Here is a 21,773-nt window from a genome sequence, read left to right on the forward strand (position 1 = left end):
TTAACGCTTGCTGTACTGCGGAGCCTTGCGGGCCTTCTTGAGACCGTACTTCTTGCGCTCGGTGGCGCGGGCGTCACGGGTCAGGAAGCCTGCCTTCTTCAGCGGCGGGCGGTTGACCTCGACGTCCAGGGCGGTCAGCGCGCGGGAGAGACCCATGCGCAGGGCGCCGGCCTGGCCGGTGACGCCGCCACCGTTGATGCGGGCGATGACGTCGAACTGGTCCTCGGCGCCAAGAACCACGAAGGGCTCGTTGACGATCTGCTGGTGGACCTTGTTCGGGAAGTAGTTCTCAAGCGTACGACCGTTGATCGTCCACTTGCCGGTGCCCGGCACGATGCGCACGCGGGCCACGGATTCCTTGCGGCGCCCCGTGCCGTACGAGTTGCCGGTGGTGATGGGCTTACGGACGGCGACGTCGCCGCTGACAGTGGACTCGGAGGTGTACTCGGAGGGGAACTCCTCCGAGGAGTACGCTTCCTGATCGCCCTCGACGGGCGTCTCGACACCGGTGGGCTCAGCCACGGTTCTCCTCTAACTTTCCTACTCGGCGTCGGCCATCGGCCAACGCTGCTGGCGACAAGCAGCTAGCGACTACTGGGCGATCTGGGTGAGCTCGAAGGGCACCGGCTGCTGCGCCTGGTGCGGGTGCTCGGAACCGGAGTAGACCTTGAGCTTCTTGATCATCTTCCGGCCGAGGGCGTTCTTGGGCAGCATGCCCTTCACGGCCTTCTCGACGGCGCGGTCGGGACGCTTGTCCATGAGCTCGCCGTAGGTCATGGAACGCAGACCGCCCGGGTAGCCCGAGTGGCGGTAAGCCTTCTTCTGCTCAAGCTTGTTGCCGGTCAGCGCGATCTTGTCGGCGTTGATGATGATGACGAAATCACCGGTGTCGACGTGGTTGGCGAAGGTCGGCTTGTGCTTACCGCGAAGCAGGATCGCGACGTGGCTGGCCAGCCGGCCAAGCACGATGTCGGTGGCATCGATGATGTGCCACTGACGCTCGACTTCGGCAGGCTTGGGTGTGTACGTGCGCACGGTCGTATGCCTTCTTTGGTCGCGTCTTCGGCGCTGTCGGAGACGACAGCAACATGGGTCGGTAGGTGCGGGCACACGACAGCCCGGACCTTCCGTCTCCAGAACAGAGGAGATGACGCCGGACGCGCCGCGTATCGGTCTGCAGAGGAGACCAATTCGCACACAACGAACTAGCAGAGTACCGGCGCGGATGAGCGCGAGTCAAAAAGACGTGCCTCTCCGGCGGTGCCCCTGGCATTCTACCCGGGACCCGGCAGTGCCGGGGAACCGCCACACAGGCAGGGGATCAGCCGTGGCCGGCGCTGTGAGACCGAGGTTCCCGGGGAGGCCTAGCCGGAGCCCGGCGGAGAGGGGAGGCCCCACCGGCGTCCACACGGTCGACTCGGAGGTTCCCGGGGAGGTCCTCACCGGAGCCCGGCGGAGAGCGTCGGGCATGGGTCCGTGACGGTTCTAACACTTTCTCACCATTCTCTTCTTACTCACCGCAAACATCTCTATCTTTGACAGCGGTATGTGGCAGCTTCCTCACCCCGGGCATACCCAGCGAGCGCGCCTGCGTCGTATGGGGGTGTTCGTGTGCCTGATGGCGGTTCTGCTGGTCGGCTTCATCATCGGCCGGGGCAGCCGCGAGGAGGAGGCCACCGACCAGATCTACCTGAACAGCCCCGGGTCGACCAGGCCCACGCCCAGCAACGGCGCCCTGGCCGGGCAGGTGGAGCGGGCCCCGCTCACCCGGGTCGCCCGTCCCTCCGCCCTCCCGACCGCCCCGGCGGAGCGGCGTCCGCGCCCCACCCACGACGCCCGCACGACGCCCGGCGGATCCGGCGACGACGGCCCCTCTCGCTATCTCCTCAACGGCGACGGTGACGACGACGCCACCTCCGCCCTCGGCGCGATGGAGCGTGAGGTCGTGAGGCTCATCAACATCGAGCGCAGGCGGGCCGGCTGCGGGCCGCTCAACATCGACAGGAGGCTGACCCTGTCGGCCAGGAGACACTCGGCCGGGATGGCGTCCGCCGGCACCCTCTCCCATACCTCCCCCAACGGCACGTCGCCCTGGGAGCGGATGGATGCCACCGGCTACCGCGACGGCGGCGCGGAGAACATCGGGCGCGGTTACACCTCTGCCGACGAGGCGGTCCGGAGCTGGATGGAGACCAGCGGCCACCGGCGCAACATCCTCAACTGCGAGCTCACCGCCACCGGCGTCGGGGCCGTCCAGGGGCCCGAGGGGCCGTGGTGGACCCAGGACTTCGGATACTCCTGAGCCAACCGGCCCTGATACCGGGCTACGCTCGGCACATGGGTTTTCCCGTGGAGCCGCCGCGCCGCCAGCCTTACCACCGGCCTGACGCGTCGCCGCCCGCACAGGGCCAGCACTGGTTCGACGCCTCGCCGCACAACCGCGCCCCCGAGCCCCCGCCGACGCCGCCCGCCCAACCCCTCCAGCCCTCCCAGCCCTCCCCGCCGCAGGAGCGACCGCGAAAGGAGATGTGGAGCCCTTACGACGAGGGCCCCCGCTCACGCCGCCCGATCTTCATCGCGCTCGGAGCGCTCGCCGCGCTGATCGCCGGAGGCATCGGCCTGGCCGTACTGGCCAACTCCGACCCCGCCCCGCTGCCCGGGACGGCGACTCCCTCGGCCAAGGCCCCTCTCATGCCGCCCGCCAACATCGCGAAAGGCAAGTTCGGCCTCGCCTCCTCCCGCGCGACCGACCCGTACGCACTCACCCTGAACGAGGTGTTCAAGCACAAGAAGGTACGGATCGGCAAGCAGAACTACCTGATGACCACGCGCAGGACGGACAGGAAGTGCGGCAACGCCGTGGTGGGGGAAAAGCTGCAGAAGGCCCTCAGCGCCGCCAAGTGCACACAGCTCCTGCGCGCCAGCTTCCGCGACGCCTCGGGGAAGATCATCGGAACCGTGGGGGTCGCCAACCTCAAGACGTCCGCGGGGGCGACCAAAGTCGTCTCGGCCGGCACGGGCAAGGAGCGGGAGGAGTACATCAAACCGCTTCCAGGTAAGGATAAGGTCACCAAACTTCTTGGAACCGGCGAGGCATTCGTTGGTGAGTGGCGCCACGGGCACTACGTGGTAATGGTCTGGTTCCAGTACAAAGACGGGCACCTGCCGAAGAAGAACGAGGTCAAGCAACTGAACCAGGCCGCCTTCGGAGCGGCGGACGCGACGGTCACCCCCGCACTGGAGTCGCGTTCACTGACCGGAAAACGCCCCTGAGCATGACCCCCATACCACTGCTTTCAGGCATGAATCCGGCAGACGATACAGCCATACCCGCATGACGATCTTCAGCTGTCGCTAGGCTGCCGCGTATGCGTGGCCAGGAATCCGGGTCCGAGCACCAACATGAAGCCGAGGGTTCGGCGGCACCGGCGACGCCGCCGCCGAGTTTCGGCCAGCCCTCGCCCCATGCGCCGCGGGCCCCTGTCACCGACCCTGTCACAGGTGACGAGCAGCCCCACAGCCCTTCCGCGTGGCCGAAGACGGATCCGGGGGCGGCTCAGCCATGGACGGTCCCCGGCGACGACGGAGCCCCCTACGACTGGTACGCCCAGCCTGAGGACGGCCCGCCGCTGTCCACCGCGCCCATCGTGCCGGGAGCACCGCTCTGGCAGCCGCCTCCGGCCTTCACCGCGGCCGCCGCGGGAATGCAGGTCTGGCCATCGTCCGGGCAGGAGACCCCATGGCCCGCCGCGACCGGCGAGCCGGTGTGGACGGACCCCGAGGAGGCGCCCGCCCGCCCGGGAGAACCCGGCGACGTCGCCGTCTGGCCGCCGGACGCCGCCTTCCAGGAGGGCGTCGGCGAGAGCGAGAAAACGGTCAGCGCCCGCACCGCCTCGCCCCCGCAGGCTCCCCTCGCCCACCGGGAGACGCCGCTCCAGGCTCCGGCCCCCGCCCAGGCGGGCCCCCAGGACGGCGACCGGTCCGTGCCGACGGCTCAGCCCCCCGTGCCCGTGCCCGTCGCGCAACCCGTGACAGCCGCGCCGGAGCCGATCTCGCAGCTGCCCCCACCCGCCGCCGAACAGACCGTCCCCGCCCGGACACCTCCCCAGGCGGCCCCCGCCGGCCCGCCCCCGTCCTTCCCCCCCGCGGACCAGGTCACCCCGCCCAGCGGTGTTCCGGCGATCGCCCCGCGGTCCCCGCTTCCCACGTTCCCTCCCCTGCCGGTGGCGTCCTCAGCCGTGAGCGGGCCGCCCGTCCCCCCGAGTGACCCGGCGATGACGCGCGGGGCGTTCACCCCACTCTCCGCGTTCACCCCCGAGCCCCCGCCCGCCCTTCCCCCACCGGCCCGCAGCAGGGCCGGCACGACGCTGCTCGCGGCCGTGGTCGCGGTCGTGATGGTCGGCATCGGCATCGGAGCCTTCTTCGCCTACCAGTCCTTCAGTGCCAAGCAGGAGGCGAACGCGACGGATCCGATCCCCGGTTCGGGAAAGATCGACCCCACCGACGAACTCGACATCACCAGTGAGCCCGAGCCGATCAACACCACGATGCTCAACTCCGAGAGGACCGATCCGGGAAAGATGACGGTGGCCGACACCTTCGTCAAGAAGGTGTCCGTGGCCGGGGCGACGTTCACCCGGGTCAAGACCAACGTCACCGAGCAGTGCCAGAAGGCCGCGACCGGCAGGTTCGCCAGCACCCTGCGCAGCCAGGAGTGCCGCCGGGTGCTGCGGGCGACGTACGTGGACAGCAAGCGCAGATACGCCGTGACCACCGGGATCGCCGTGCTGCCCACCCGCGAGTCCGCGGTCGCCTCCGACCAGGCCAAGAACCTGGAGAGCAACCTCTGGTTCCGTGGCCTGCCCTCGGCCGCCGGCACGGGAGGCGAGCGGGTGCACATCGCGGGCGGCTACGCGGCCGGGATGGTGTGGGGTCGCTACATCGTGTTCAGCTACGCCACCTACAGCGACGGCCACACGCCGACGGCCAAGGAGAAGGCGCTGGGCAAGGTCAGCGGCGCCTTCCGCGACCAGACCGCGAAGGTCGTGGAGCGTCGCGTCACGAACTGAGCGTGCGCACCCGGCGGGTCTCCGCGGCCCGCCGGGCGAGTTCCTCGGCGCCGGGGTAGCGCACCTCCTCAAGACAGAGCCCGTGCGCGGGCGCGACATGCACCCCCGAGTCCCGTACGGCCTGCGCCAGCACCCCTTTCGGCCACTCGACCGCGAGCCTGCCCTCACCGACGGGCAGCAGCGACCCGACGAGCGCCCGGACCATGGAGTGGCAGAAGGCGTCGGCCACGACCGTCGCCACGACGAGCCCGTCCTCGCGGACCCAGTCGAGCCGCTGTAGCTCACGGATCGTGGTCGCACCCTCACGCCTCTTGCAGAACGCGGCGAAGTCGTGCTCACCGAGGAGACCGGCGGCGGCCGCGTTGAGCCTGTCCACGTCCAGGGGCCGGCTGTACCAGACGACCTCCCGACGGCGGAGCGGGTCGACCCCGCCCGGGGCGTCGGAGATCCGGTAGGCGTATCGCCTTGACAGTGCCGAGAACCGCGCGTCAAAGCCTTCAGGAGCCACCGTGGCGAGATGTACACGTATATCCGGGGGGAGGACTCCGGCGAGCCTCCTGCGCATGGCAGAGAGCCTCTCGTCGAGTTTCTCCACCGATCCGGGCTCCTGGCCCGCGGGCGCCCCACGGTGGTTGCGGCCGTCCAGCGCGCCGAGCGCGTCGGCGTCCAGGTCGACATGGGCCACCTGGCCGCGGGCGTGCACACCCGCGTCGGTCCGCCCCGCCACGGTCAGTGCCGGAGGCTCGGGAAGCCGGAGGATCCTGCCGAGCGCCTCCTCGATCTCCCCCTGGACCGTACGCCGTCCCGGCTGCCTGGCCCAGCCGGAGAAATCGGTGCCGTCATAGGCGAGATCCAGCCTCAGCCGTACCACGATGCTCCTCTCGAAAGACTCTCGGAGAACGGAAAGAGCCCGGCATCCCGGTGGAGGGAGTGCCGGGCCCGTTCACGGGGCCTGAAAGATCAGGCGTTGTCCTTCTTGGCCTCGGTCTCCTCGGCGGGAGCCTCGGTCGCCTCAGCGGCCTTCGGCTCCTCGGCGCCCTCGACCTCGGTCTCCTCGACCTCGGTCTCCTCGACCTTGGCCTCCTCCACCTTGGCCTCCTCCACCTTGGCCTCCTCCACCTTGGCCTCCTCCACCTTGGTCTCCTCGACCTTGGCGGCCGGGGCGGCCTTGGCCTGGCCGACGCGAACCGTGTTCAGCGGCTCGGACACCAGCTCGATCACGGCCATCGGGGCGGCGTCGCCCTTGCGAAGCCCGATCTTGGTAATCCGGGTGTAGCCGCCGGGACGCTCGGCGAAGGTCGAGGCGATCTCGGTGAAGAGGTGGTGGACGACGCCCTTGTCCCGGACGACGGTCAGCACCTGGCGACGGTTGTGCATGTCGCCCTTCTTCGCCTTGGTGATCAGCTTCTCCGCCAGCGGGCGCAGACGCTTCGCCTTGGCCTCGGTGGTCTTGATCCGGCCGTGCTGGAACAGCTGGGTGGCGAGGTTCGCCAGGATCAGCCGCTCGTGGGCCGGGCTGCCACCGAGACGGGCACCCTTGGTGGGCCTAGGCATAACGTTCTCCTTGGGAGTAAACCCGCCCCGGCCGTACGAGGTACCGGGGTCGGGCCGGGGAGTCGCTCACGATCCCCGTCACAGAAAAATCAGTACTGCTCGGTCTCGACGTAGGCGCTGTCGTCGTCGTCGTAGCCGCCACCGGCCACCGCGCTCGGGTCGAACCCGGGCGGGGAGTCCTTGAGCGCGAGCGTCATCTCGTGCAGCTTCTGCTTGACCTCTTCGATGGACTTCGCACCGAAATTCCTTATATCGAGGAGGTCCTGCTCGCTGCGCGCCACGAGCTCACCCACGGTGTGGATGCCCTCGCGCTTGAGACAGTTGTAGGAGCGGACCGTGAGGTTCAGCTCCTCGATCGGCAGCGCCAGGTCGGCGGCCAGGGCCGCGTCCGTCGGCGACGGGCCGATGTCGATGCCCTCGGCCTCGACGTTCAGCTCGCGGGCGAGGCCGAACAGCTCGACGAGGGTCTTGCCCGCGGAGGCCACCGCGTCGCGGGGCTTCATGCACGGCTTGGTCTCGACGTCCAGGATCAGACGGTCGAAGTCGGTGCGCTGCTCGACACGGGTCGCCTCGACCTTGTAGGTGACCTTGAGCACCGGGGAGTAGATGGAGTCGATCGGGATGCGACCGATCTCCTGGCCCGGCTGCTTGTTCTGCGCGGCGGAGACGTAACCGCGACCGCGCTCGACGGTCAGCTCCATCTCCAGCTTCGCCTTGCCGTTCAGGGTGGCGATGCGCAGCTCGGGGTTGTGCACCTCGACACCGGCCGGAGGCGCGATGTCGGCGGCGGTGACGTCACCGGGGCCCTGCTTGCGCAGGTACATCACCACCGGCTCGTCGTGCTCGGAGGAGACGACCAGGTCCTTGAGGTTCAGGATGATGTCGGTGACATCCTCCTTGACACCCGGCACGGTGGTGAACTCGTGCAGCACGCCCTCGATGCGGATGCTGGTCACCGCCGCGCCCGGGATGGACGACAGCAGCGTGCGCCGCAGCGAGTTGCCGATGGTGTAGCCGAAACCCGGCTCCAGCGGCTCGATGATGAACTTGGACCGGGTCTCCTCGAGTGACTCCTCGAGGAGGGAGGGACGCTGAGCGATCAGCATGTGAAATCTCCCTTGCATGACGGCGCCCGCTATTTGACGCCGCTCGAACAACAGCATAGGTGCCGTGCGGCAGATCGCCGCACGGCACCTGAGGAGCCGCTACTTGGAGTAGAGCTCGACGATCAACTGCTCCTGGACCTGGGTGTCGATCTGCTGACGGACCGGGAGCTGGTGGACCAGGACGCGCAGCGCGTCCGGGACGACGCCGAGCCACGCCGGGTACGTCTTGTCACCGGCGGTGGCGCGGGCCACCTCGTAGGGCAGGAGGTTGCGCGACTTCTCGCGGACCTCGACGATGTCGTGCTCGCGCACCCGGTACGACGGGATGTCGACCTTCTTGCCGTTCACCAGGATGTGGCCGTGACGGACCTGCTGGCGGGCGGCGTCGCGCGACTCGGCGAAACCGGCGCGATAGACCACGTTGTCGAGACGGCTCTCCAGGATCTGGAGGAGGTTCTCACCGGTCTTGCCGGTCTTGCGGTTGGCTTCCTCGTAGTAGTTGTGGAACTGCTTCTCGAGGACGCCGTAGATGCGGCGGGTCTTCTGCTTCTCACGAAGCTGGAGCTGGTACTCAGACTCCTTGGGACGGCCGCGGCCGTGCTCACCCGGCGGGTAAGGACGGATCTCGATGGGGCACTTCGCGGACTCGCACTTCTTGCCCTTGAGGAAGAGCTTGGTCTTCTCCCTACGGCAGAGCTTGCAGTCCGCACCCGTGTAACGAGCCATTTTCTATCTTCTCCTGGGCTCAGACGCGACGGCGCTTAGGCGGACGGCAGCCGTTGTGCGGCACGGGGGTGACGTCCTGGATGGATCCGACCTCAAGACCCGTCGCCTGCAGCGAGCGGATCGCGGTCTCACGACCGGAGCCGGGGCCCTTGACGAAGACGTCGACCTTGCGCATGCCGTGCTCCATGGCGCGGCGGGCGGCGTTCTCCGCGGCCATCTGCGCGGCGAACGGGGTGGACTTGCGAGAGCCCTTGAACCCGACGTGGCCGGCACTGGCCCAGGAGATCACGTTCCCACTCGGGTCGGTGATCGAAACGATCGTGTTGTTGAACGTGCTCTTGATGTGGGCGTGCCCGTGAGCGACGTTCTTCTTTTCCTTGCGGCGCACCTTCTTCGGTGCACCCTGGCGGCTCTTAGGAGGCATTCTTTGCCTTCACTCCTGAGGTCTTCGGTCCTGCGGCTACGCGGACTACTTCTTACCGGGCTTCTTCTTACCGGCCACGGTCTTCTTCTTGCCCTTACGGGTGCGTGCGTTGGTCTGCGTGCGCTGACCGTGCACGGGAAGGCCACGGCGGTGCCGGATGCCCTGGTAGCACTGAATCTCGATCTTGCGACGGATGTCGGCCTGAACTTCGCGACGGAGGTCACCCTCGATCTTGTAGTTCGCCTCGATGTAGTCGCGCAGCGGGACGAGTTCCTCGTCCGTGAGCTGGTGAACGCGGAGGTCGCCGTTCACACCGGTGGCCTTGAGGGTTTCGAGCGCGCGCGTGCGGCCGATCCCGAAAATGTAGGTGAGAGCGATCTCCAGCCGCTTGTCGCGGGGGAGGTCGACGCCAACCAGGCGAGCCATGGTCGGGCATTCTCCTTCGTTGTGGCGGAGGTCCTACGCCTCACTTCCCCTCCCCATGCCCGGGGTGAGGGCCCCGGCCTCCGACCGGGGGTCTCCTGCGGGGTACGGCGCGAGCCGCCGACGCAGGTGTGAAACGCGATTACCTTGAAAACCCCACATGTGCCGAGCCCTCCTCTTAGGAGCGGACTCTCGTGGGGCCTGTTGGAACGACTAGCCCTGGCGCTGCTTGTGGCGCAGGTTGTCGCAGATCACCATGACGCGACCGTGCCGGCGAATCACCTTGCACTTGTCACAGATCTTCTTGACGCTCGGCTTGACCTTCATAGTCCTATTCGTCCCTCAGACGCTTACTTGTATCGGTAGACGATCCGCCCACGACTGAGGTCGTAGGGGCTCAGTTCGACGACAACCCTGTCGTCAGGAAGGATCCGGATGTAGTGCATCCGCATCCGCCCGCTGATGTGGGCCAGGACCTTATGGCCGTTATCGAGTTGCACCCTGAACATCGCGTTCGGGAGCGACTCAACCACAGTGCCCTCGATCTCGATGGCGCCGTCTTTCTTGGCCATGTCCCTCGCGTTTCACTGATCGGTCGTCTGAGGCTTCGGAACACTAAGCAGCCGCGACCCAGCGCTTCGATGAGAGCGGCGGTTGCGACACCGCCGACGCGCAATGGTCATAGTGAACCGAAGAAGGAGTGTACGGCACCGGGCGAGGAAATGCGAAACACACGGCCGGCACCTTGACACAACCGCTACAAAGGATACCGCAGATCCCTGAAGGGATGGACGGCACGGCTCGACGCGCGAATGCCCGTGGCCTCATTGTGGCATGTCCAGCCTGGTCAGACCAGCACTCCGGCGGCCCGGTCAGGCCGGATCTCCCAGCGGACCGCCCCGGTCGAGGCCATCCGGAGTCCCACCTGAATCCCGAGGCGGCCCACGCCACAGGCCGGCATCCGACGACCCGGTATCCGCCGTGGCCCTTCCCCCACTCCTCAGGACGGCTTCTCGTCCTCCTCCGGCCCGGCGAGGAAGGTCGTCACCAGCAACACCACACCCCACGGGCCCATGATCCACAGCGGCCACGCGTAGGGGAAGTCGAAGCCGTTTGTCACCCCGATGATGAGCCAGATCATCCAGTTGACACCACTGACCGTCGCCCAGACGCCCCAGGCGGCCGCCAGCCCCTTGTTCTGCCCCTTACCCTGCCCGGGCTTCCTGGCCCGCTCAGGGGAGCGGGAGGGGGTCTCTGGAAGCCGGCGCAGGTCGACCTCGGGAAGGTCGGAGGTGAGGACGGCGAGTTCGCCGTAGGTCTTGCTGGTGTAGAGCTGTTCGAGGCGCTCGTCGAACTCCTCGGTGGTCAGGCGCCCCTGCGCGTAGTGCTCCCGCAGGACCGAGGCGACCTTGTCGCGGTCCCCATCGGAAGCTCGCATCTCCGGACCAGCCGCCATATCAACCACATCCGCTCAGCTGCGGGCCTGATCTAGCCCGCGTCTCCCAACAAGTCGGCAAGCCGCTCTTTTCCCCCGTCAAGTGCGGTCAACACCCAAGGTCCATTATGTGTCACGGCGACGCTGTGTTCGAAGTGTGCCGAGGCCTTCCCGTCGATCGTGACCACGGTCCAGTCGTCGGCCAGCACCTTGGTCCTGTCCGTCCCCAGGTTGACCATCGGTTCGATGGCGAAGCACATGCCCGGCTCGAAACGCGGGCCACGACCCGGTTTGCCGTGATTGGCCACCCACGGGTCCATGTGCATCTCGGTGCCGATGCCGTGCCCGCCGTACTCCTGCGGGATGCCGTAGCGCCCCTGGGAGCGGACGTACTTCTCCACCTCGTGGCCGATATCGGACAGGTGGCGGCCCGCGGTGAGCGCGGCGATGCCCCGCCACATCGCCTCCTCGGTGACCCGCATCAGCTCGGTCAGCTTGGGATCCACCTCGCCGATCGGGACCGTGATGGCCGAGTCGCCGTGCCAGCCGTCCAGGATGGCACCGCAGTCGATCGAGATGACATCGCCCTCCCGCAGCGCGCGGCGGTCGTTCGGGATGCCGTGGACCACCTCGTGGTTGACCGACGCGCAGATGGTCGCCGGGAAGCCCTGGTAGCCCTTGAAGGAGGGGATCGCCCCCTCACCCCTGATGGCCTTCTCCGCGATCGCGTCGAGGTCCATGGGCGTCATGCCCGGCTGGACGCTCTCCCGCAGCAACTGCAGGGTACGGCCGACCACCAGGCCCGCCGCCCGCATCTTCTCCAGTTGCTCGGGCGTCTTCATCTGGATTCCGTGTTTGTTCTTCTTGAACACGTGCGCACCCCCTGGGGTGGTTCAACGGGCGGTCCGGAAGCTCAATTCCCCAGATTCTGCCCTAAATGACAGCACGCCACCCATGGCTTCCCATGGATGGCGTGCAAGGCACATATCGCTTCGCTAGCCGATGAAAGGGTTCAGTGCCTCCATAGCGCGCTGAGTGATCTCTTCCACCGGACCGGTGGCATCGACGCCGACCAGGATGCCCTCGTCCGCGTAGAAGGAGACCAGGGGCGCGGTCTGCTCCTGGTAGACCTCCAGGCGGTGCCTGACGGTCTCCTCCTTGTCGTCGTCCCGCTGGTACAGCCGCCCCTGGCAGGCGTCGCAGATGTCGTCCTTCTTGTCATCGAAGTCGACGTGCCAGATACGACCGCACTGGCCACAGGTGCGGCGCCCGGCGAGCCTGCGGACGACCTCCTCGTCGTCGACCACGAGCTCCAGGACGATGTCCAGACCCGCTCCGAACTCGGCGAGGATCTTCTTCAGGATCTCGGCCTGAGGCACGTTCCTGGGGAAGCCGTCGAGCAGGAAACCATCCTGCGCGTCTTTCTCAGCGAGTCGGTCGCGGACCATCGCGATGGTGACCTCATCGGGTACGAGGTCACCGCGGTCCATGTATTCCTTGGCAAGCTTGCCGAGCTCCGTACCGCCCGAGACATTGGCACGGAAGATGTCACCTGTCGAAATCTTCGGGATCGACAGGTTCGACGCAACGAACTGGGCCTGTGTCCCCTTACCCGCTCCGGGGGGCCCGACCAGGACGAGGCGCACTACTTCAGGAAGCCTTCATAGTTGCGCTGCTGTAGCTGGCTTTCGATCTGCTTCACGGTGTCAAGGCCGACACCAACCATGATCAGAATGCTCGTCCCTCCGAACGGGAAGTTCTGACTCGCACCGACGAGCGCCAGCGCGACGATCGGCACCATGGAGATCAGGCCCAGATACAACGCGCCAGGAGCGGTGAGTCGCGTGAGCACATAGTTCAAGTACTCAGCCGTCGGGCGCCCCGGGCGGATGCCCGGGATGAAACCACCGTACTTCTTCATGTTGTCGGCGACTTCAACGGGGTTGAAGGTAATCGACACGTAGAAGTACGTGAAGAACACAATAAGCAGGAAGAAGGTGATCATGTACGTCGGGGTGGTCCCTGCGCCGCCGAACTCCTGCGAGATCCACTGGATGATCTGGTTCGGCTCTTCCTGGCTGTTCGTGAAGAGCGTCGTGATCAGCTGCGGAAGGTAGAGCAGCGAGGAGGCGAAGATGACCGGGATGATGCCGGCCTGGTTGACCTTCAGCGGGATGTAGGTCGACGTCCCGCCGTACATCCGACGGCCGACCATGCGCTTGGCGTACTGCACCGGGATCCGGCGCTGGGCCTGCTCCACCATCACGACCAGGGCGATCATCGCGATACCGACGACGACGACCACGGCGAAGACGAAGCCGCCCTTCTGCCTGGCGATGTTCATCAGCTCGGACGGGAAGACGGCGATGACCTGCGTGAAGATCAGGATGGACATGCCGTTGCCGATGCCCCGGTCGGTGACGAGCTCGCCCAGCCACATGACGACGGCGGTACCGGCGGTCATGGTCAGCACCATCGTGACGATGGCGAAGACGTTGTCCTTGTCGAGGAGGATCTCCTCGCGGCACTGCGGGAACAGCTGACCGCCGCGGGCCAGAGCCACGAAGGCGGTCGACTGCAGGATGGCCAGCCCGACAGTCAGGTAACGCGTGTACTGTGTGATCTTGGTCTGTCCGGCCTGCCCCTCCTTCTTGAGGGCCTCCAGGCGCGGAATGACCACGACGAGCAGCTGGAGAATGATGCTCGCGGTGATGTACGGCATGATGCCGAGGGCGAACACTGAAAGTTTCAGGAGGGCGCCGCCGCTGAACAGCTGCACCATTCCGTAGATGTTGCCCGCGTCCCCCGCCTGCGCCTGGGTGAGACAACGGCTGATGTTCTCGGTATGCACACCCGGAGTCGGCAGGACCGACCCAAGTCGGAACAGCGCGATGATGCCCAAGGTGAAGAGCAACTTCTTACGCAGGTCCGGCGTACGGAACGCTCGGGTAAATGCGGTCAGCACGGTCCCTCCTGCGCGCCTGAAAGGCGAGGTCGGTCAGCGATGGTGCGGGGGTGTTCCATCTTTGCCATATCCAGTCAATGAGCCCAAGGAAATGAGTCGAGGCCCACTGTCCAGCGAACTCTAACGCACTACGGGCGCGGGAGCCCATTACGAGCCCCCGCGCCGCGTGATGACGCCTACAGCTCGGAGACGGAGCCCCCGGCAGCAGCGATCTTCTCCTTGGCACTGGCGGAGAAGGCGTGCGCCTCCACGTTCAACGCCACGGAGATGTCACCGGTTCCCAGAACCTTGACGAGCTGGTTCTTGCGAACCGCACCCTTGGCGATCAGTGCCTCGACGGTGACGTCGCCACCCTCGGGGAACAGCTCGCCAAGCCTGTCAAGGTTGACGACCTGGTAGGTCGTCTTGAACAGGGCGTTGGAGAAGCCCTTGAACTTGGGCAGGCGCCGCTGCAGCGGAACCTGACCACCCTCGAAGCCGAGCGGAACCTTGTTCCTGGCCCTCGTGCCCTTGGTGCCACGACCCGCGGTCTTGCCCTTGGACGCCTCGCCGCGGCCCTTGCGGACCTTCGACTTGTTGGCGCCGGGGGCCGGACGCAGGTGGTGGATGCGGAGCGGAGTGTTCTCTGCCATGTCTAGTCGACCTCTTCCACGGTGACGAGGTGCGTCACCACGGAGACCATGCCGCGGATCTCCGGGCGGTCCTCCTTGACGACGACGTCGCCGATTCGCTTAAGACCGAGCGAGCGCAGCGAGTCACGCTGCTTCTGCTTGCCACCGATCTTCGAGCGGACCTGGGTAATCTTCAGGCGTGCCATGGGCTAGCTCACCGCCTTCGCCGCCGCGGCCTCCGCGAGACCCTCGGCGCGAGCCTTGAGCATCGCCTTGGGGGCGACGTCCTCGAGCGGCAGGCCACGGCGGGCCGCGATCTCCTCGGGGCGGCTGAGGCCCTTCAGAGCGGCCACGGTGGCGTGCACGATGTTGATCGGGTTGTCCGAGCCGAGCGACTTGGACAGCACGTCGTGGATGCCCGCGCACTCCAGCACGGCGCGCACCGGACCACCGGCGATGACACCGGTACCGGGCGACGCCGGACGCAGGAAGACGACGCCGGCGGCCTCTTCGCCCTGCACGATGTGCGGGATGGTGCCCTGGATACGGGGCACCTTGAAGAAGTGCTTCTTGGCCTCTTCGACACCCTTGGCGATCGCCGCGGGCACTTCCTTGGCCTTGCCGTAGCCGACACCGACCATGCCGTTGCCGTCACCGACGATGACGAGGGCGGTGAAGCTGAAGCGACGACCACCCTTCACGACCTTGGCCACTCGGTTGATCTTCACAACGCGCTCGATGTACGAGACGCCCTTGTCAGCGTTGCCACCGCGGCGGTCGTCACGACGACCGTCACGCCGCTCGCCACCGGCGGCGCCACCGCGACGCGGAGCTCCAGCCATTAGTGGTTCCTCTTCTCATTCGTAAGACGGGCCATCGGTTGCGCTCTGGTGAAAGGAGTCATCAGAACTCCAGTCCACCTTCGCGGGCGCTGTCCGCGAGAGCCGCGATGCGGCCCGCGTAGCGGTTGCCACCCCGGTCGAACACGACCGCGGTGATCCCGGCTGCCTTGGCCCGCTGAGCGAGAAGCTCGCCGACCTGCTTGGCCTTGTCGGTCTTGGCGCCCTCGGCCGAGCGCAGGGAGGCGTCCATGGTGGAGGCGCTCACCAGCGTGTGGCCCTGGGCGTCGTCGACGATCTGCACGAAGAGGTGCCTCGTGGAGCGGTTGACGACCAGGCGCGGACGCATGGCCGTGCCGACCACCTTCTTGCGGACTCGGCCGTGGCGGCGGGCCCGCGAGACGGCGCGGGCGGCCGTGTGCTTGCCGAACGCAGTCTTGCCAGCCATGCCTACTTACCAGCCTTTCCGACCTTGCGGCGGATAACTTCACCCTGGTAGCGCACGCCCTTGCCCTTGTACGGGTCGGGCTTGCGCAGCTTGCGGATGTTCGCGGCGATCTCGCCGACCTTCTGCTTGTCGATGCCGTCCACATGGAACAGCGTCGGCTTCTCGACGCGGAAGGTGACACCCTCGGGGGCGTCGACGATCACCGGGTGGCTGAAGCCGAGAGCGAACTCAAGCTGAGTCGGGCTCTTGGCCTGCACGCGGTAACCGACGCCCACGATCTCCAGGGACTTCGAGTACCCCTGGGTCACACCGGTCACCATGTTGGCGACCAGGGTGCGGGACAGACCGTGCAGCGCACGGACCTTGTTCTCGTCGTTGGGGCGGCTGACGGAGAGAGTTCCGTCATCACCCTTGGCGATCGCGATGGGTTCCGCGACCGTAAGCGAAAGCGTGCCCTTGGGGCCCTTGACCGTGACGTCCCGGCCGTCGATGGCGACGTCCACTCCGTTCGGTACGGGGATGGGCAGCCGTCCGATTCTTGACATGCTGTTCGTTCTCCCCTCTACCAAACGAAGGCGAGGACTTCCCCGCCCACTCCACGCTTGCCGGCCTGCTTGTCCGTCATGAGACCGCCGGACGTCGAAATGATCGCGACGCCCAGTCCGCCCAGGACTCGGGGCAGGTTGTCCTTCTTTGCATAGACCCGCAGGCCGGGCTTGGAAACCCGTCGCAGGCCCGCGAGCGACCGCTCACGGCTCGGCCCGAACTTCAGCTCCACCACGAGGTTCTTTCCGACCTTGGCGTCTTCGACGGTCCAGGCCTGGATGTAACCCTCCTGCTGGAGGATCTCGGCGATGTGCGCCTTGATCTTCGAGTACGGCATCGCCACGCTGTCGTGGTACGCCGAGTTCGCGTTTCGCAGACGCGTCAACATGTCTGCGATCGGGTCGGTCATCGTCATGGCCGGTGGCCTTCCTCACCACGGTTTCCACTGGGGACCTTCGGTGCGGTCATGGGCGCCTGTAGTCGGCGCCCGGTGAATACGAACTTCTATGTGTGGCCGGTGCCACGCGCGGACCCGCGATGATCACGGGGCCGCGCGGACGGCTACCAGCTCGACTTGGTGATGCCGGGCAGCTCGCCCCGGTGCGCCATCTCGCGGAAGCAGATGCGGCACAGGCCGAACTTCCGGTAGACGGCGCGGGGACGACCACAGCGCGAGCACCGAGTGTACGCCCGGACCTCGAACTTGGCCTTGCGAGCAGCCTTGACCTTGAGCGACGTCTTCGCCATGATCAGGCCTCCTTGAACGGGAAGCCGAGGTGCTTCAGCAGCGCCCGGCCCTGGTCGTCGGTCTTAGCGGTGGTCACGACCGTGATGTCCATACCACGCTGGCGGTCGACCTTGTCCTGGTCGATCTCGTGGAACATGACCTGCTCGGTGAGACCGAAGGTGTAGTTCCCGTTGCCGTCGAACTGCTTGGGCGACAGGCCGCGGAAGTCACGGATGCGGGGCAGCGCCAGCGAGAGCAGCCGGTCGAGGAACTCCCACATGCGGTCGCCACGGAGCGTGACGTGCGCGCCGATCGGCATGCCCTCGCGCAGCTTGAACTGGGCGATGGACTTGCGGGCGCGGACGACCGCCGGCTTCTGGCCGGTGATCACCGTGAGGTCGCGGACGGCGCCTTCGATGAGCTTCGAGTCACGCGCGGCCTCGCCGACGCCCATGTTCACCTTGATCTTGGTGATGGTGGGCACCAGCATGATGTTCTCGAACCCGAACTGCTCGTTCAGCTTCGCGATGATCTCTTCGCGGTAGCGCTGCTTGAGGCGCGGGAGGGTCCGCTCTTCAGTGTTCGCGGTCATCAGTTGTCCTCACCCGTCTCCTCGGAAGCAGCCTTGGCCGACTCCTTCTTGGCGGGCTTGTCGTCATCCTTGAGCTTCTTGACGTTGCTCACGTGGATGGGAGCCTCCATGGTCTGCACGCCGCCGGTCTTGGCGCCACGCGGACCCTGGTTGGTCTCCTTGGAGTGCTTCTTGACCATGTTGACGCCCTCGACCACCACGCGCTCGTCGCGCGGGTGGGCGGCGATCACCCGGCCCTTGGCACCCTTGTCCTTACCGGCGATGACCAGTACGAGGTCACCCTTTTTCACATGCAGCTTCGGCATTACAACACCTCCGGCGCGAGCGAGATGATCCGCATGAACTTCTTGTCACGCAGCTCACGACCAACGGGACCGAAGATGCGAGTGCCCCGGGGGTCGCCGCTGTCCTTGATGATGACGGCGGCGTTCTCGTCGAAGCGGATGTAGGAGCCGTCGGGCCGGCGGCGCTCCTTGACAGTGCGGACGATGACGGCCTTGACCACATCGCCCTTCTTCACGGTGCCGCCCGGGATGGCGTCCTTGACCGTGGCGACGATGATGTCGCCGATTCCCGCGTAGCGCCGGCCCGAGCCACCGAGCACACGGATGCAAAGGACTTCCTTCGCACCGGTGTTGTCGGCGACCTTGAGCCGCGACTCCTGCTGGATCACTTGTACTCCTGTTTGTCTCGCTGGTTCTCACCCGTGGGTGAGCCTTGCGGAACCTGCTGGGTCTTTGTCCTCCGGCGACAGTCCTTGCGGGACCGCCGGCGCAGGCGGAGCGAAGATCGCTTCGCCCCCTTGGACGCCTTCGTGGGGGGTGACGGTGTCACCCCCCACGAGGCGCGTTAACTACTTGGCCTTCTCGAGGATCTCGATGACCCGCCAGCGCTTGCTGGCGGAGAGCGGCCGGGTCTCCATCAGGAGGACGCGGTCGCCGACACCACAGGTGTTGGCCTCGTCGTGCGCCTTGTACTTGGTCGTCCTGCGGATGACCTTGCCGTACAGGGGGTGCTTGACGCGGTCCTCGACAGCGACCACGACAGTCTTGTCCATCTTGTCGCTGACGACCAGACCCTCACGGGTCTTGCGGTAGTTCCGCGTCTCGGTCGTGGTTTCCGTGGCCTCAGCCATCAATCGACTCCTTCTCTACCGTGACGATTCCGAGCTCCCGCTCGCGCATCACCGTGTAGATACGGGCGATCTCGCGGCGAACGGCACGTAGCCGCCCGTGGCTCTCCAACTGGCCGGTCGCAGCCTGGAAGCGGAGGTTGAACAGCTCCTCCTTGGCTTCCTTCAGCTTCGTGACCAGGGTGTCCTGGTCTTCCACCCGCAGCTCACCGGCGGTCAGGCCCTTAGCCATCACGCCTCACCCACTTCACGCTTGACGAACCGGCACTTCATCGGCAGCTTGTGCATCGCACGCCGCAGGGCTTCGCGAGCCACCGGCTCGGCGACACCCGACAGCTCGAACATGATGCGGCCGGGCTTGACGTTGGCGATCCACCACTCCGGCGAACCCTTACCGGAACCCATACGGGTCTCGGCGGGCTTCTTGGTGAGGGGACGGTCCGGATAGATGTTGATCCAGACCTTTCCGCCACGCTTGATGTGACGGGTCATCGCGATACGAGCCGACTCGATCTGGCGGTTGGTCACGTAGGAGTGCTCAATCGCCTGGATGCCGAACTCGCCGAACACGACCCTGGTGCCGCCCTTGGCGGCGCCGTGGCGGTCGGGCCGGTGCTGCTTACGGTGCTTGACCCTGCGCGGGATCAGCATGGTCAGCTCCCTTCAGCACCCGGCTGCGCAGCCGGGCCGGTCTCGGGGGCAGCCTGGGAGGCCGCCTCGGTCCTGGGGGCGCGGTCGCCACGGCCGGCACCGGCACCACGACGGGCGCCACCGGCACCACGACGGGGACGGTCGCCGCCACCGGCACCGGGGCCGCGACGGTCGTCGCGGTCACGACGCTGGCCCGCACGAGCACCGGCGGCAGCCGCCTCGCGCTCGGCGCGGCTGGTCGGAGCCTCACCCTTGTAGATCCACACCTTCACGCCGATGCGGCCGAAGGTGGTACGGGCCTCGTACAGGCCGTAGTCGATGTCCGCACGGAGGGTGTGCAGGGGCACGCGGCCCTCGCGGTAGAACTCCGAACGGGACATCTCAGCGCCGCCAAGACGGCCGGAGCACTGCACCCGGATGCCCTTGGCACCGCTCTTCATCGCCGACTGCATCGCCTTGCGCATGGCACGGCGGAACGAGACACGGCTGGACAGCTGCTCGGCCACACCCTGAGCGACGAGCTGAGCGTCGATCTCAGGGTTCTTGACCTCGAGGATGTTCAGCTGGACCTGCTTCTTGGTCAGCTTCTCGAGGTCACCGCGGATCCGGTCCGCCTCGGCGCCGCGGCGGCCGATGACGATGCCCGGACGGGCGGTGTGAATGTCGACCTGAACCCGGTCGGTGGTCCGCTCGATCTCCACCTTGGAGATGCCGGCCCGCTCCATGCCCTTCTTGAGCATGCGGCGGATCGCCACATCCTCGGCAACGTACGACTTGTAGAGCTTGTCGGCATACCACCGGCTCTTGAAGTCGGTCGTGATGCCGAGGCGGAACCCGTGCGGGTTAACCTTCTGACCCACTAGCGGGTCCTCCCCTTCGGCTCGCGGGACTCCACGATCACGGTGATGTGGCTGGTCCGCTTGTTGATCCGATAGGCACGACCCTGAGCACGGGGACGAAACCGCTTCAGCGTCGGGCCCTCGTCGACCCAGGCACGGCTCACGAAGAGCGTGTCACGGTCGAGCTTGAAATTGTGCTCCGCGTTGGCAATGGCGCTCGACAGCACCTTGTACACGGTCTCGCTCGCCGACTGGGGAGCGAACTGCAGCACGGCCTGCGCCTCCGAAGCGGGCAGCCCGCGAATGAGGTCCACCACGCGGCGGGCCTTCATGGGCGTGTGGCGCGCGAACCGCGCCTGAGCCCTGGCTTCCATCGCTTACTCCTCTTACCTTCTGCTTCGTATCGGGCGAGTCCGTCGTGCCAGCTGACGATCGTCTCCGACCGTTCCCTGTTCGACGTCCTCTCCCTAAGGCGCTTATCGCCGGCTGCGGCGGTCTTCCTTGACGTGGCTGCGGAAGGTCCGCGTCGGCGCGAACTCGCCCAGCTTGTGACCGATCATCGACTCGGTGACGAACACCGGGACGTGCTTACGGCCGTCGTGAACGGCGATCGTGTGACCGAGCATGTCGGGCACGATCATGGAGCGCCGCGACCACGTCTTGATGACGTTTTTGGTGCCCTTCTCGTTCTGGACATCCACCTTCTTCTGAAGGTGATCGTCCACGAAGGGACCCTTCTTAAGGCTACGTGGCATTTTGGCTGCTCCTACCGCTTCTTCCGCTTGGTACGACGGCGGATGATCAGCCGGTCGCTGGCCTTGTTCGCCGCACGAGTACGCCCCTCGGGCTTGCCCTTGGGGTTGACGGGGTGACGACCGCCGGAGGTCTTACCCTCACCACCACCGTGCGGGTGGTCGACCGGGTTCATCGCGACACCGCGGACGGTGGGGCGCTTGCCCTTCCACCGCATACGTCCGGCCTTACCCCAGTTGATGTTGGCCTGCTCGGCGTTGCCGACCTGGCCGATGGAGGCCCGGCAGCGAACGTCGACCTGGCGCATCTCACCGGAGGGCATACGCAGCGTGGCGTACTGGCCCTCCTTGGCGAGGAGCTGAATCTGCGCGCCGGCGGACCGGCCCAGCTTGGCGCCACCGCCCGGACGGAGCTCCACCGCGTGGATGAAGGTACCGGTCGGGATGTTGCGCAGCGGGAGGCAGTTGCCCGGCTTGATGTCGGCCGTGGGGCCGTTCTCGATCTTGTCGCCCTGCTTGAGGCCGGTCGGGCAGAGGATGTAGCGCTTCTCCCCGTCGGCGTAGTGCAGCAGCGCGATACGGGAGGTGCGGTTCGGGTCGTACTCGATGTGAGCGACCTTGGCCGGGATCCCGTCCTTGTCGTGACGCCGGAAATCGATGATCCGGTAGGCGCGCTTGTGGCCACCGCCCTGGTGACGGGTGGTGACACGGCCGTGGACGTTACGGCCACCCTTGCTGTGCAGGGGTGCAAGCAGCGACTTCTCGGGCGTGCTGCGCGTGATCTCGGCAAAGTCCGAGACGCTGGCGCCGCGGCGACCCGGGGTCGTCGGCTTGAGTTTACGGATGCCCATCTTTTTCGTTCATCCTTCGTCGGTTAATCCGGTCGAACGCCCCTCACCTGGCGGTGAGGGGCTTTCTCCCTGTACTTACTGAG

General features: G+C 66.6%; 34 protein-coding genes. 3 read left to right on the top strand and 31 right to left on the bottom strand.

Features of this window, described 5'->3' with window-relative positions:
* Both rpsI and rplM read right to left on the bottom strand, forming a co-directional pair.
* Entirely contained in the window at positions 1 to 522 is a 522-nt protein-coding gene (gene rpsI / locus OIE13_RS26230; protein ID WP_326635563.1) for a 30S ribosomal protein S9, read from the bottom strand.
* A gap of 69 nt (positions 523 to 591) precedes the next feature.
* On the bottom strand, positions 592 to 1,035 hold the full coding sequence (rplM, locus tag OIE13_RS26235) for a 50S ribosomal protein L13 (protein ID WP_326635561.1): 444 nt from the start codon (positions 1,033 to 1,035) through the stop codon (positions 592 to 594).
* Positions 1,036 to 1,597: 562 nt separating this feature from the next.
* Between rplM and OIE13_RS26240 the strand changes: the two genes are divergently transcribed.
* The 3 genes from OIE13_RS26240 (at position 1,598) to OIE13_RS26250 (ending at position 5,069) form a co-directional block, all read left to right on the top strand.
* Positions 1,598 to 2,302: a CAP domain-containing protein gene (locus OIE13_RS26240; RefSeq protein WP_326828868.1), complete on the top strand. Its 705-nt coding sequence runs from the start codon at positions 1,598 to 1,600 to the stop codon at positions 2,300 to 2,302.
* 35 nt (positions 2,303 to 2,337) lie between these two features.
* Positions 2,338 to 3,273, top strand: a complete 936-nt coding sequence (locus tag OIE13_RS26245) for a hypothetical protein (RefSeq protein WP_326635557.1) — start codon at positions 2,338 to 2,340, stop codon at positions 3,271 to 3,273.
* A 95-nt stretch (positions 3,274 to 3,368) separates the two neighbouring features.
* Positions 3,369 to 5,069, top strand: a complete 1,701-nt coding sequence (locus OIE13_RS26250; RefSeq protein ID WP_326635555.1) for a hypothetical protein — start codon at positions 3,369 to 3,371, stop codon at positions 5,067 to 5,069.
* On the opposite strand, the gene truA is transcribed toward OIE13_RS26250, so the two are convergent.
* The 29 genes from truA to rplB form a co-directional block, all read right to left on the bottom strand.
* Positions 5,059 to 5,940 carry a tRNA pseudouridine(38-40) synthase TruA gene (truA, locus tag OIE13_RS26255; RefSeq protein ID WP_326635553.1) on the bottom strand — a complete coding sequence of 294 codons (882 nt, stop codon included), beginning with the start codon at positions 5,938 to 5,940 and terminating at the stop codon, positions 5,059 to 5,061. The two genes, OIE13_RS26250 and truA, sit on opposite strands and share 11 nt — an antisense overlap.
* Positions 5,941 to 6,029: 89 nt before the next feature.
* A complete protein-coding gene (gene rplQ / locus OIE13_RS26260; protein WP_326635551.1) occupies positions 6,030 to 6,623 on the bottom strand; it encodes a 50S ribosomal protein L17 in 594 nt (197 codons plus the stop codon).
* An 89-nt stretch (positions 6,624 to 6,712) separates the two neighbouring features.
* Positions 6,713 to 7,729 carry a DNA-directed RNA polymerase subunit alpha gene (locus OIE13_RS26265; protein WP_089210160.1) on the bottom strand — a complete coding sequence of 339 codons (1,017 nt, stop codon included), beginning with the start codon at positions 7,727 to 7,729 and terminating at the stop codon, positions 6,713 to 6,715.
* A gap of 99 nt (positions 7,730 to 7,828) precedes the next feature.
* Positions 7,829 to 8,455 carry a 30S ribosomal protein S4 gene (rpsD, locus tag OIE13_RS26270; protein WP_030912875.1) on the bottom strand — a complete coding sequence of 209 codons (627 nt, stop codon included), beginning with the start codon at positions 8,453 to 8,455 and terminating at the stop codon, positions 7,829 to 7,831.
* 19 nt (positions 8,456 to 8,474) lie between these two features.
* The gene (rpsK, locus tag OIE13_RS26275; protein WP_012887860.1) at positions 8,475 to 8,879 is read right to left on the bottom strand and encodes a 30S ribosomal protein S11; all 405 of its coding nucleotides are present in this window, start codon (positions 8,877 to 8,879) and stop codon (positions 8,475 to 8,477) included.
* Positions 8,880 to 8,924: 45 nt separating this feature from the next.
* A complete protein-coding gene (gene rpsM, locus OIE13_RS26280) occupies positions 8,925 to 9,305 on the bottom strand; it encodes a 30S ribosomal protein S13 (protein ID WP_012887859.1) in 381 nt (126 codons plus the stop codon).
* A 210-nt stretch (positions 9,306 to 9,515) separates the two neighbouring features.
* Positions 9,516 to 9,629: a 50S ribosomal protein L36 gene (rpmJ, locus tag OIE13_RS26285; RefSeq protein WP_003956441.1), complete on the bottom strand. Its 114-nt coding sequence runs from the start codon at positions 9,627 to 9,629 to the stop codon at positions 9,516 to 9,518.
* A 23-nt stretch (positions 9,630 to 9,652) separates the two neighbouring features.
* The gene (infA, locus tag OIE13_RS26290; protein ID WP_012887858.1) at positions 9,653 to 9,874 is read right to left on the bottom strand and encodes a translation initiation factor IF-1; all 222 of its coding nucleotides are present in this window, start codon (positions 9,872 to 9,874) and stop codon (positions 9,653 to 9,655) included.
* 428 nt (positions 9,875 to 10,302) lie between these two features.
* Positions 10,303 to 10,740 carry a DUF1707 domain-containing protein gene (locus OIE13_RS26295; protein ID WP_326635546.1) on the bottom strand — a complete coding sequence of 146 codons (438 nt, stop codon included), beginning with the start codon at positions 10,738 to 10,740 and terminating at the stop codon, positions 10,303 to 10,305.
* Between the two features lie 50 nt (positions 10,741 to 10,790).
* The gene (gene map / locus OIE13_RS26300; RefSeq protein WP_326635544.1) at positions 10,791 to 11,609 is read right to left on the bottom strand and encodes a type I methionyl aminopeptidase; all 819 of its coding nucleotides are present in this window, start codon (positions 11,607 to 11,609) and stop codon (positions 10,791 to 10,793) included.
* A 123-nt stretch (positions 11,610 to 11,732) separates the two neighbouring features.
* Entirely contained in the window at positions 11,733 to 12,383 is a 651-nt protein-coding gene (locus OIE13_RS26305) for an adenylate kinase (RefSeq protein WP_326635542.1), read from the bottom strand.
* Complete coding sequence (secY, locus tag OIE13_RS26310) at positions 12,383 to 13,702, bottom strand: preprotein translocase subunit SecY (RefSeq protein WP_326635540.1); 1,320 nt, start codon at positions 13,700 to 13,702, stop codon at positions 12,383 to 12,385. The genes OIE13_RS26305 and secY overlap by 1 nt, the downstream gene beginning before the upstream one ends.
* Positions 13,703 to 13,878: 176 nt before the next feature.
* Entirely contained in the window at positions 13,879 to 14,334 is a 456-nt protein-coding gene (gene rplO / locus OIE13_RS26315) for a 50S ribosomal protein L15 (RefSeq protein ID WP_326635539.1), read from the bottom strand.
* 2 nt (positions 14,335 to 14,336) lie between these two features.
* On the bottom strand, positions 14,337 to 14,519 hold the full coding sequence (gene rpmD, locus OIE13_RS26320) for a 50S ribosomal protein L30 (RefSeq protein WP_030912892.1): 183 nt from the start codon (positions 14,517 to 14,519) through the stop codon (positions 14,337 to 14,339).
* A gap of 3 nt (positions 14,520 to 14,522) precedes the next feature.
* Complete coding sequence (gene rpsE / locus OIE13_RS26325; RefSeq protein WP_326635537.1) at positions 14,523 to 15,155, bottom strand: 30S ribosomal protein S5; 633 nt, start codon at positions 15,153 to 15,155, stop codon at positions 14,523 to 14,525.
* A gap of 61 nt (positions 15,156 to 15,216) precedes the next feature.
* Positions 15,217 to 15,600, bottom strand: coding sequence for a 50S ribosomal protein L18 (rplR, locus tag OIE13_RS26330; RefSeq protein WP_326635535.1), 384 nt, complete (start codon positions 15,598 to 15,600; stop codon positions 15,217 to 15,219).
* A gap of 2 nt (positions 15,601 to 15,602) precedes the next feature.
* On the bottom strand, positions 15,603 to 16,145 hold the full coding sequence (gene rplF, locus OIE13_RS26335) for a 50S ribosomal protein L6 (protein WP_326635533.1): 543 nt from the start codon (positions 16,143 to 16,145) through the stop codon (positions 15,603 to 15,605).
* Positions 16,146 to 16,162: 17 nt separating this feature from the next.
* Positions 16,163 to 16,561: a 30S ribosomal protein S8 gene (rpsH, locus tag OIE13_RS26340; RefSeq protein ID WP_030912900.1), complete on the bottom strand. Its 399-nt coding sequence runs from the start codon at positions 16,559 to 16,561 to the stop codon at positions 16,163 to 16,165.
* Between the two features lie 146 nt (positions 16,562 to 16,707).
* Positions 16,708 to 16,893: a type Z 30S ribosomal protein S14 gene (locus tag OIE13_RS26345; protein ID WP_012887844.1), complete on the bottom strand. Its 186-nt coding sequence runs from the start codon at positions 16,891 to 16,893 to the stop codon at positions 16,708 to 16,710.
* 2 nt (positions 16,894 to 16,895) lie between these two features.
* Positions 16,896 to 17,465, bottom strand: coding sequence for a 50S ribosomal protein L5 (gene rplE, locus OIE13_RS26350; RefSeq protein WP_030912902.1), 570 nt, complete (start codon positions 17,463 to 17,465; stop codon positions 16,896 to 16,898).
* Entirely contained in the window at positions 17,465 to 17,761 is a 297-nt protein-coding gene (gene rplX / locus OIE13_RS26355) for a 50S ribosomal protein L24 (RefSeq protein ID WP_063766231.1), read from the bottom strand. Before rplX ends, rplE begins: the two co-directional genes overlap by 1 nt.
* A gap of 8 nt (positions 17,762 to 17,769) precedes the next feature.
* Entirely contained in the window at positions 17,770 to 18,138 is a 369-nt protein-coding gene (rplN, locus tag OIE13_RS26360) for a 50S ribosomal protein L14 (protein WP_012887841.1), read from the bottom strand.
* 180 nt (positions 18,139 to 18,318) lie between these two features.
* On the bottom strand, positions 18,319 to 18,600 hold the full coding sequence (rpsQ, locus tag OIE13_RS26365) for a 30S ribosomal protein S17 (protein WP_326635528.1): 282 nt from the start codon (positions 18,598 to 18,600) through the stop codon (positions 18,319 to 18,321).
* Positions 18,593 to 18,829 carry a 50S ribosomal protein L29 gene (rpmC, locus tag OIE13_RS26370; protein WP_030912909.1) on the bottom strand — a complete coding sequence of 79 codons (237 nt, stop codon included), beginning with the start codon at positions 18,827 to 18,829 and terminating at the stop codon, positions 18,593 to 18,595. The genes rpsQ and rpmC overlap by 8 nt, the downstream gene beginning before the upstream one ends.
* Positions 18,829 to 19,248 carry a 50S ribosomal protein L16 gene (rplP, locus tag OIE13_RS26375; protein ID WP_030912912.1) on the bottom strand — a complete coding sequence of 140 codons (420 nt, stop codon included), beginning with the start codon at positions 19,246 to 19,248 and terminating at the stop codon, positions 18,829 to 18,831. The genes rpmC and rplP overlap by 1 nt, the downstream gene beginning before the upstream one ends.
* 2 nt (positions 19,249 to 19,250) lie before the next feature.
* Positions 19,251 to 20,108, bottom strand: coding sequence for a 30S ribosomal protein S3 (rpsC, locus tag OIE13_RS26380; RefSeq protein ID WP_326635525.1), 858 nt, complete (start codon positions 20,106 to 20,108; stop codon positions 19,251 to 19,253).
* Entirely contained in the window at positions 20,108 to 20,461 is a 354-nt protein-coding gene (gene rplV, locus OIE13_RS26385) for a 50S ribosomal protein L22 (RefSeq protein ID WP_030912916.1), read from the bottom strand. Before rplV ends, rpsC begins: the two co-directional genes overlap by 1 nt.
* Before the next feature lie 102 nt (positions 20,462 to 20,563).
* Positions 20,564 to 20,842 (bottom strand): 30S ribosomal protein S19, encoded by a 279-nt coding sequence (gene rpsS, locus OIE13_RS26390; RefSeq protein WP_012887835.1) that lies wholly within the window; start codon positions 20,840 to 20,842, stop codon positions 20,564 to 20,566.
* 11 nt (positions 20,843 to 20,853) lie between these two features.
* Entirely contained in the window at positions 20,854 to 21,690 is an 837-nt protein-coding gene (gene rplB / locus OIE13_RS26395; RefSeq protein WP_271220144.1) for a 50S ribosomal protein L2, read from the bottom strand.
* Between the last annotated feature and the right edge of the window lie 83 nt (positions 21,691 to 21,773).

The organism is Streptosporangium sp. NBC_01810, assembly GCF_035917355.1.
Lineage (GTDB): Bacteria > Actinomycetota > Actinomycetes > Streptosporangiales > Streptosporangiaceae > Streptosporangium.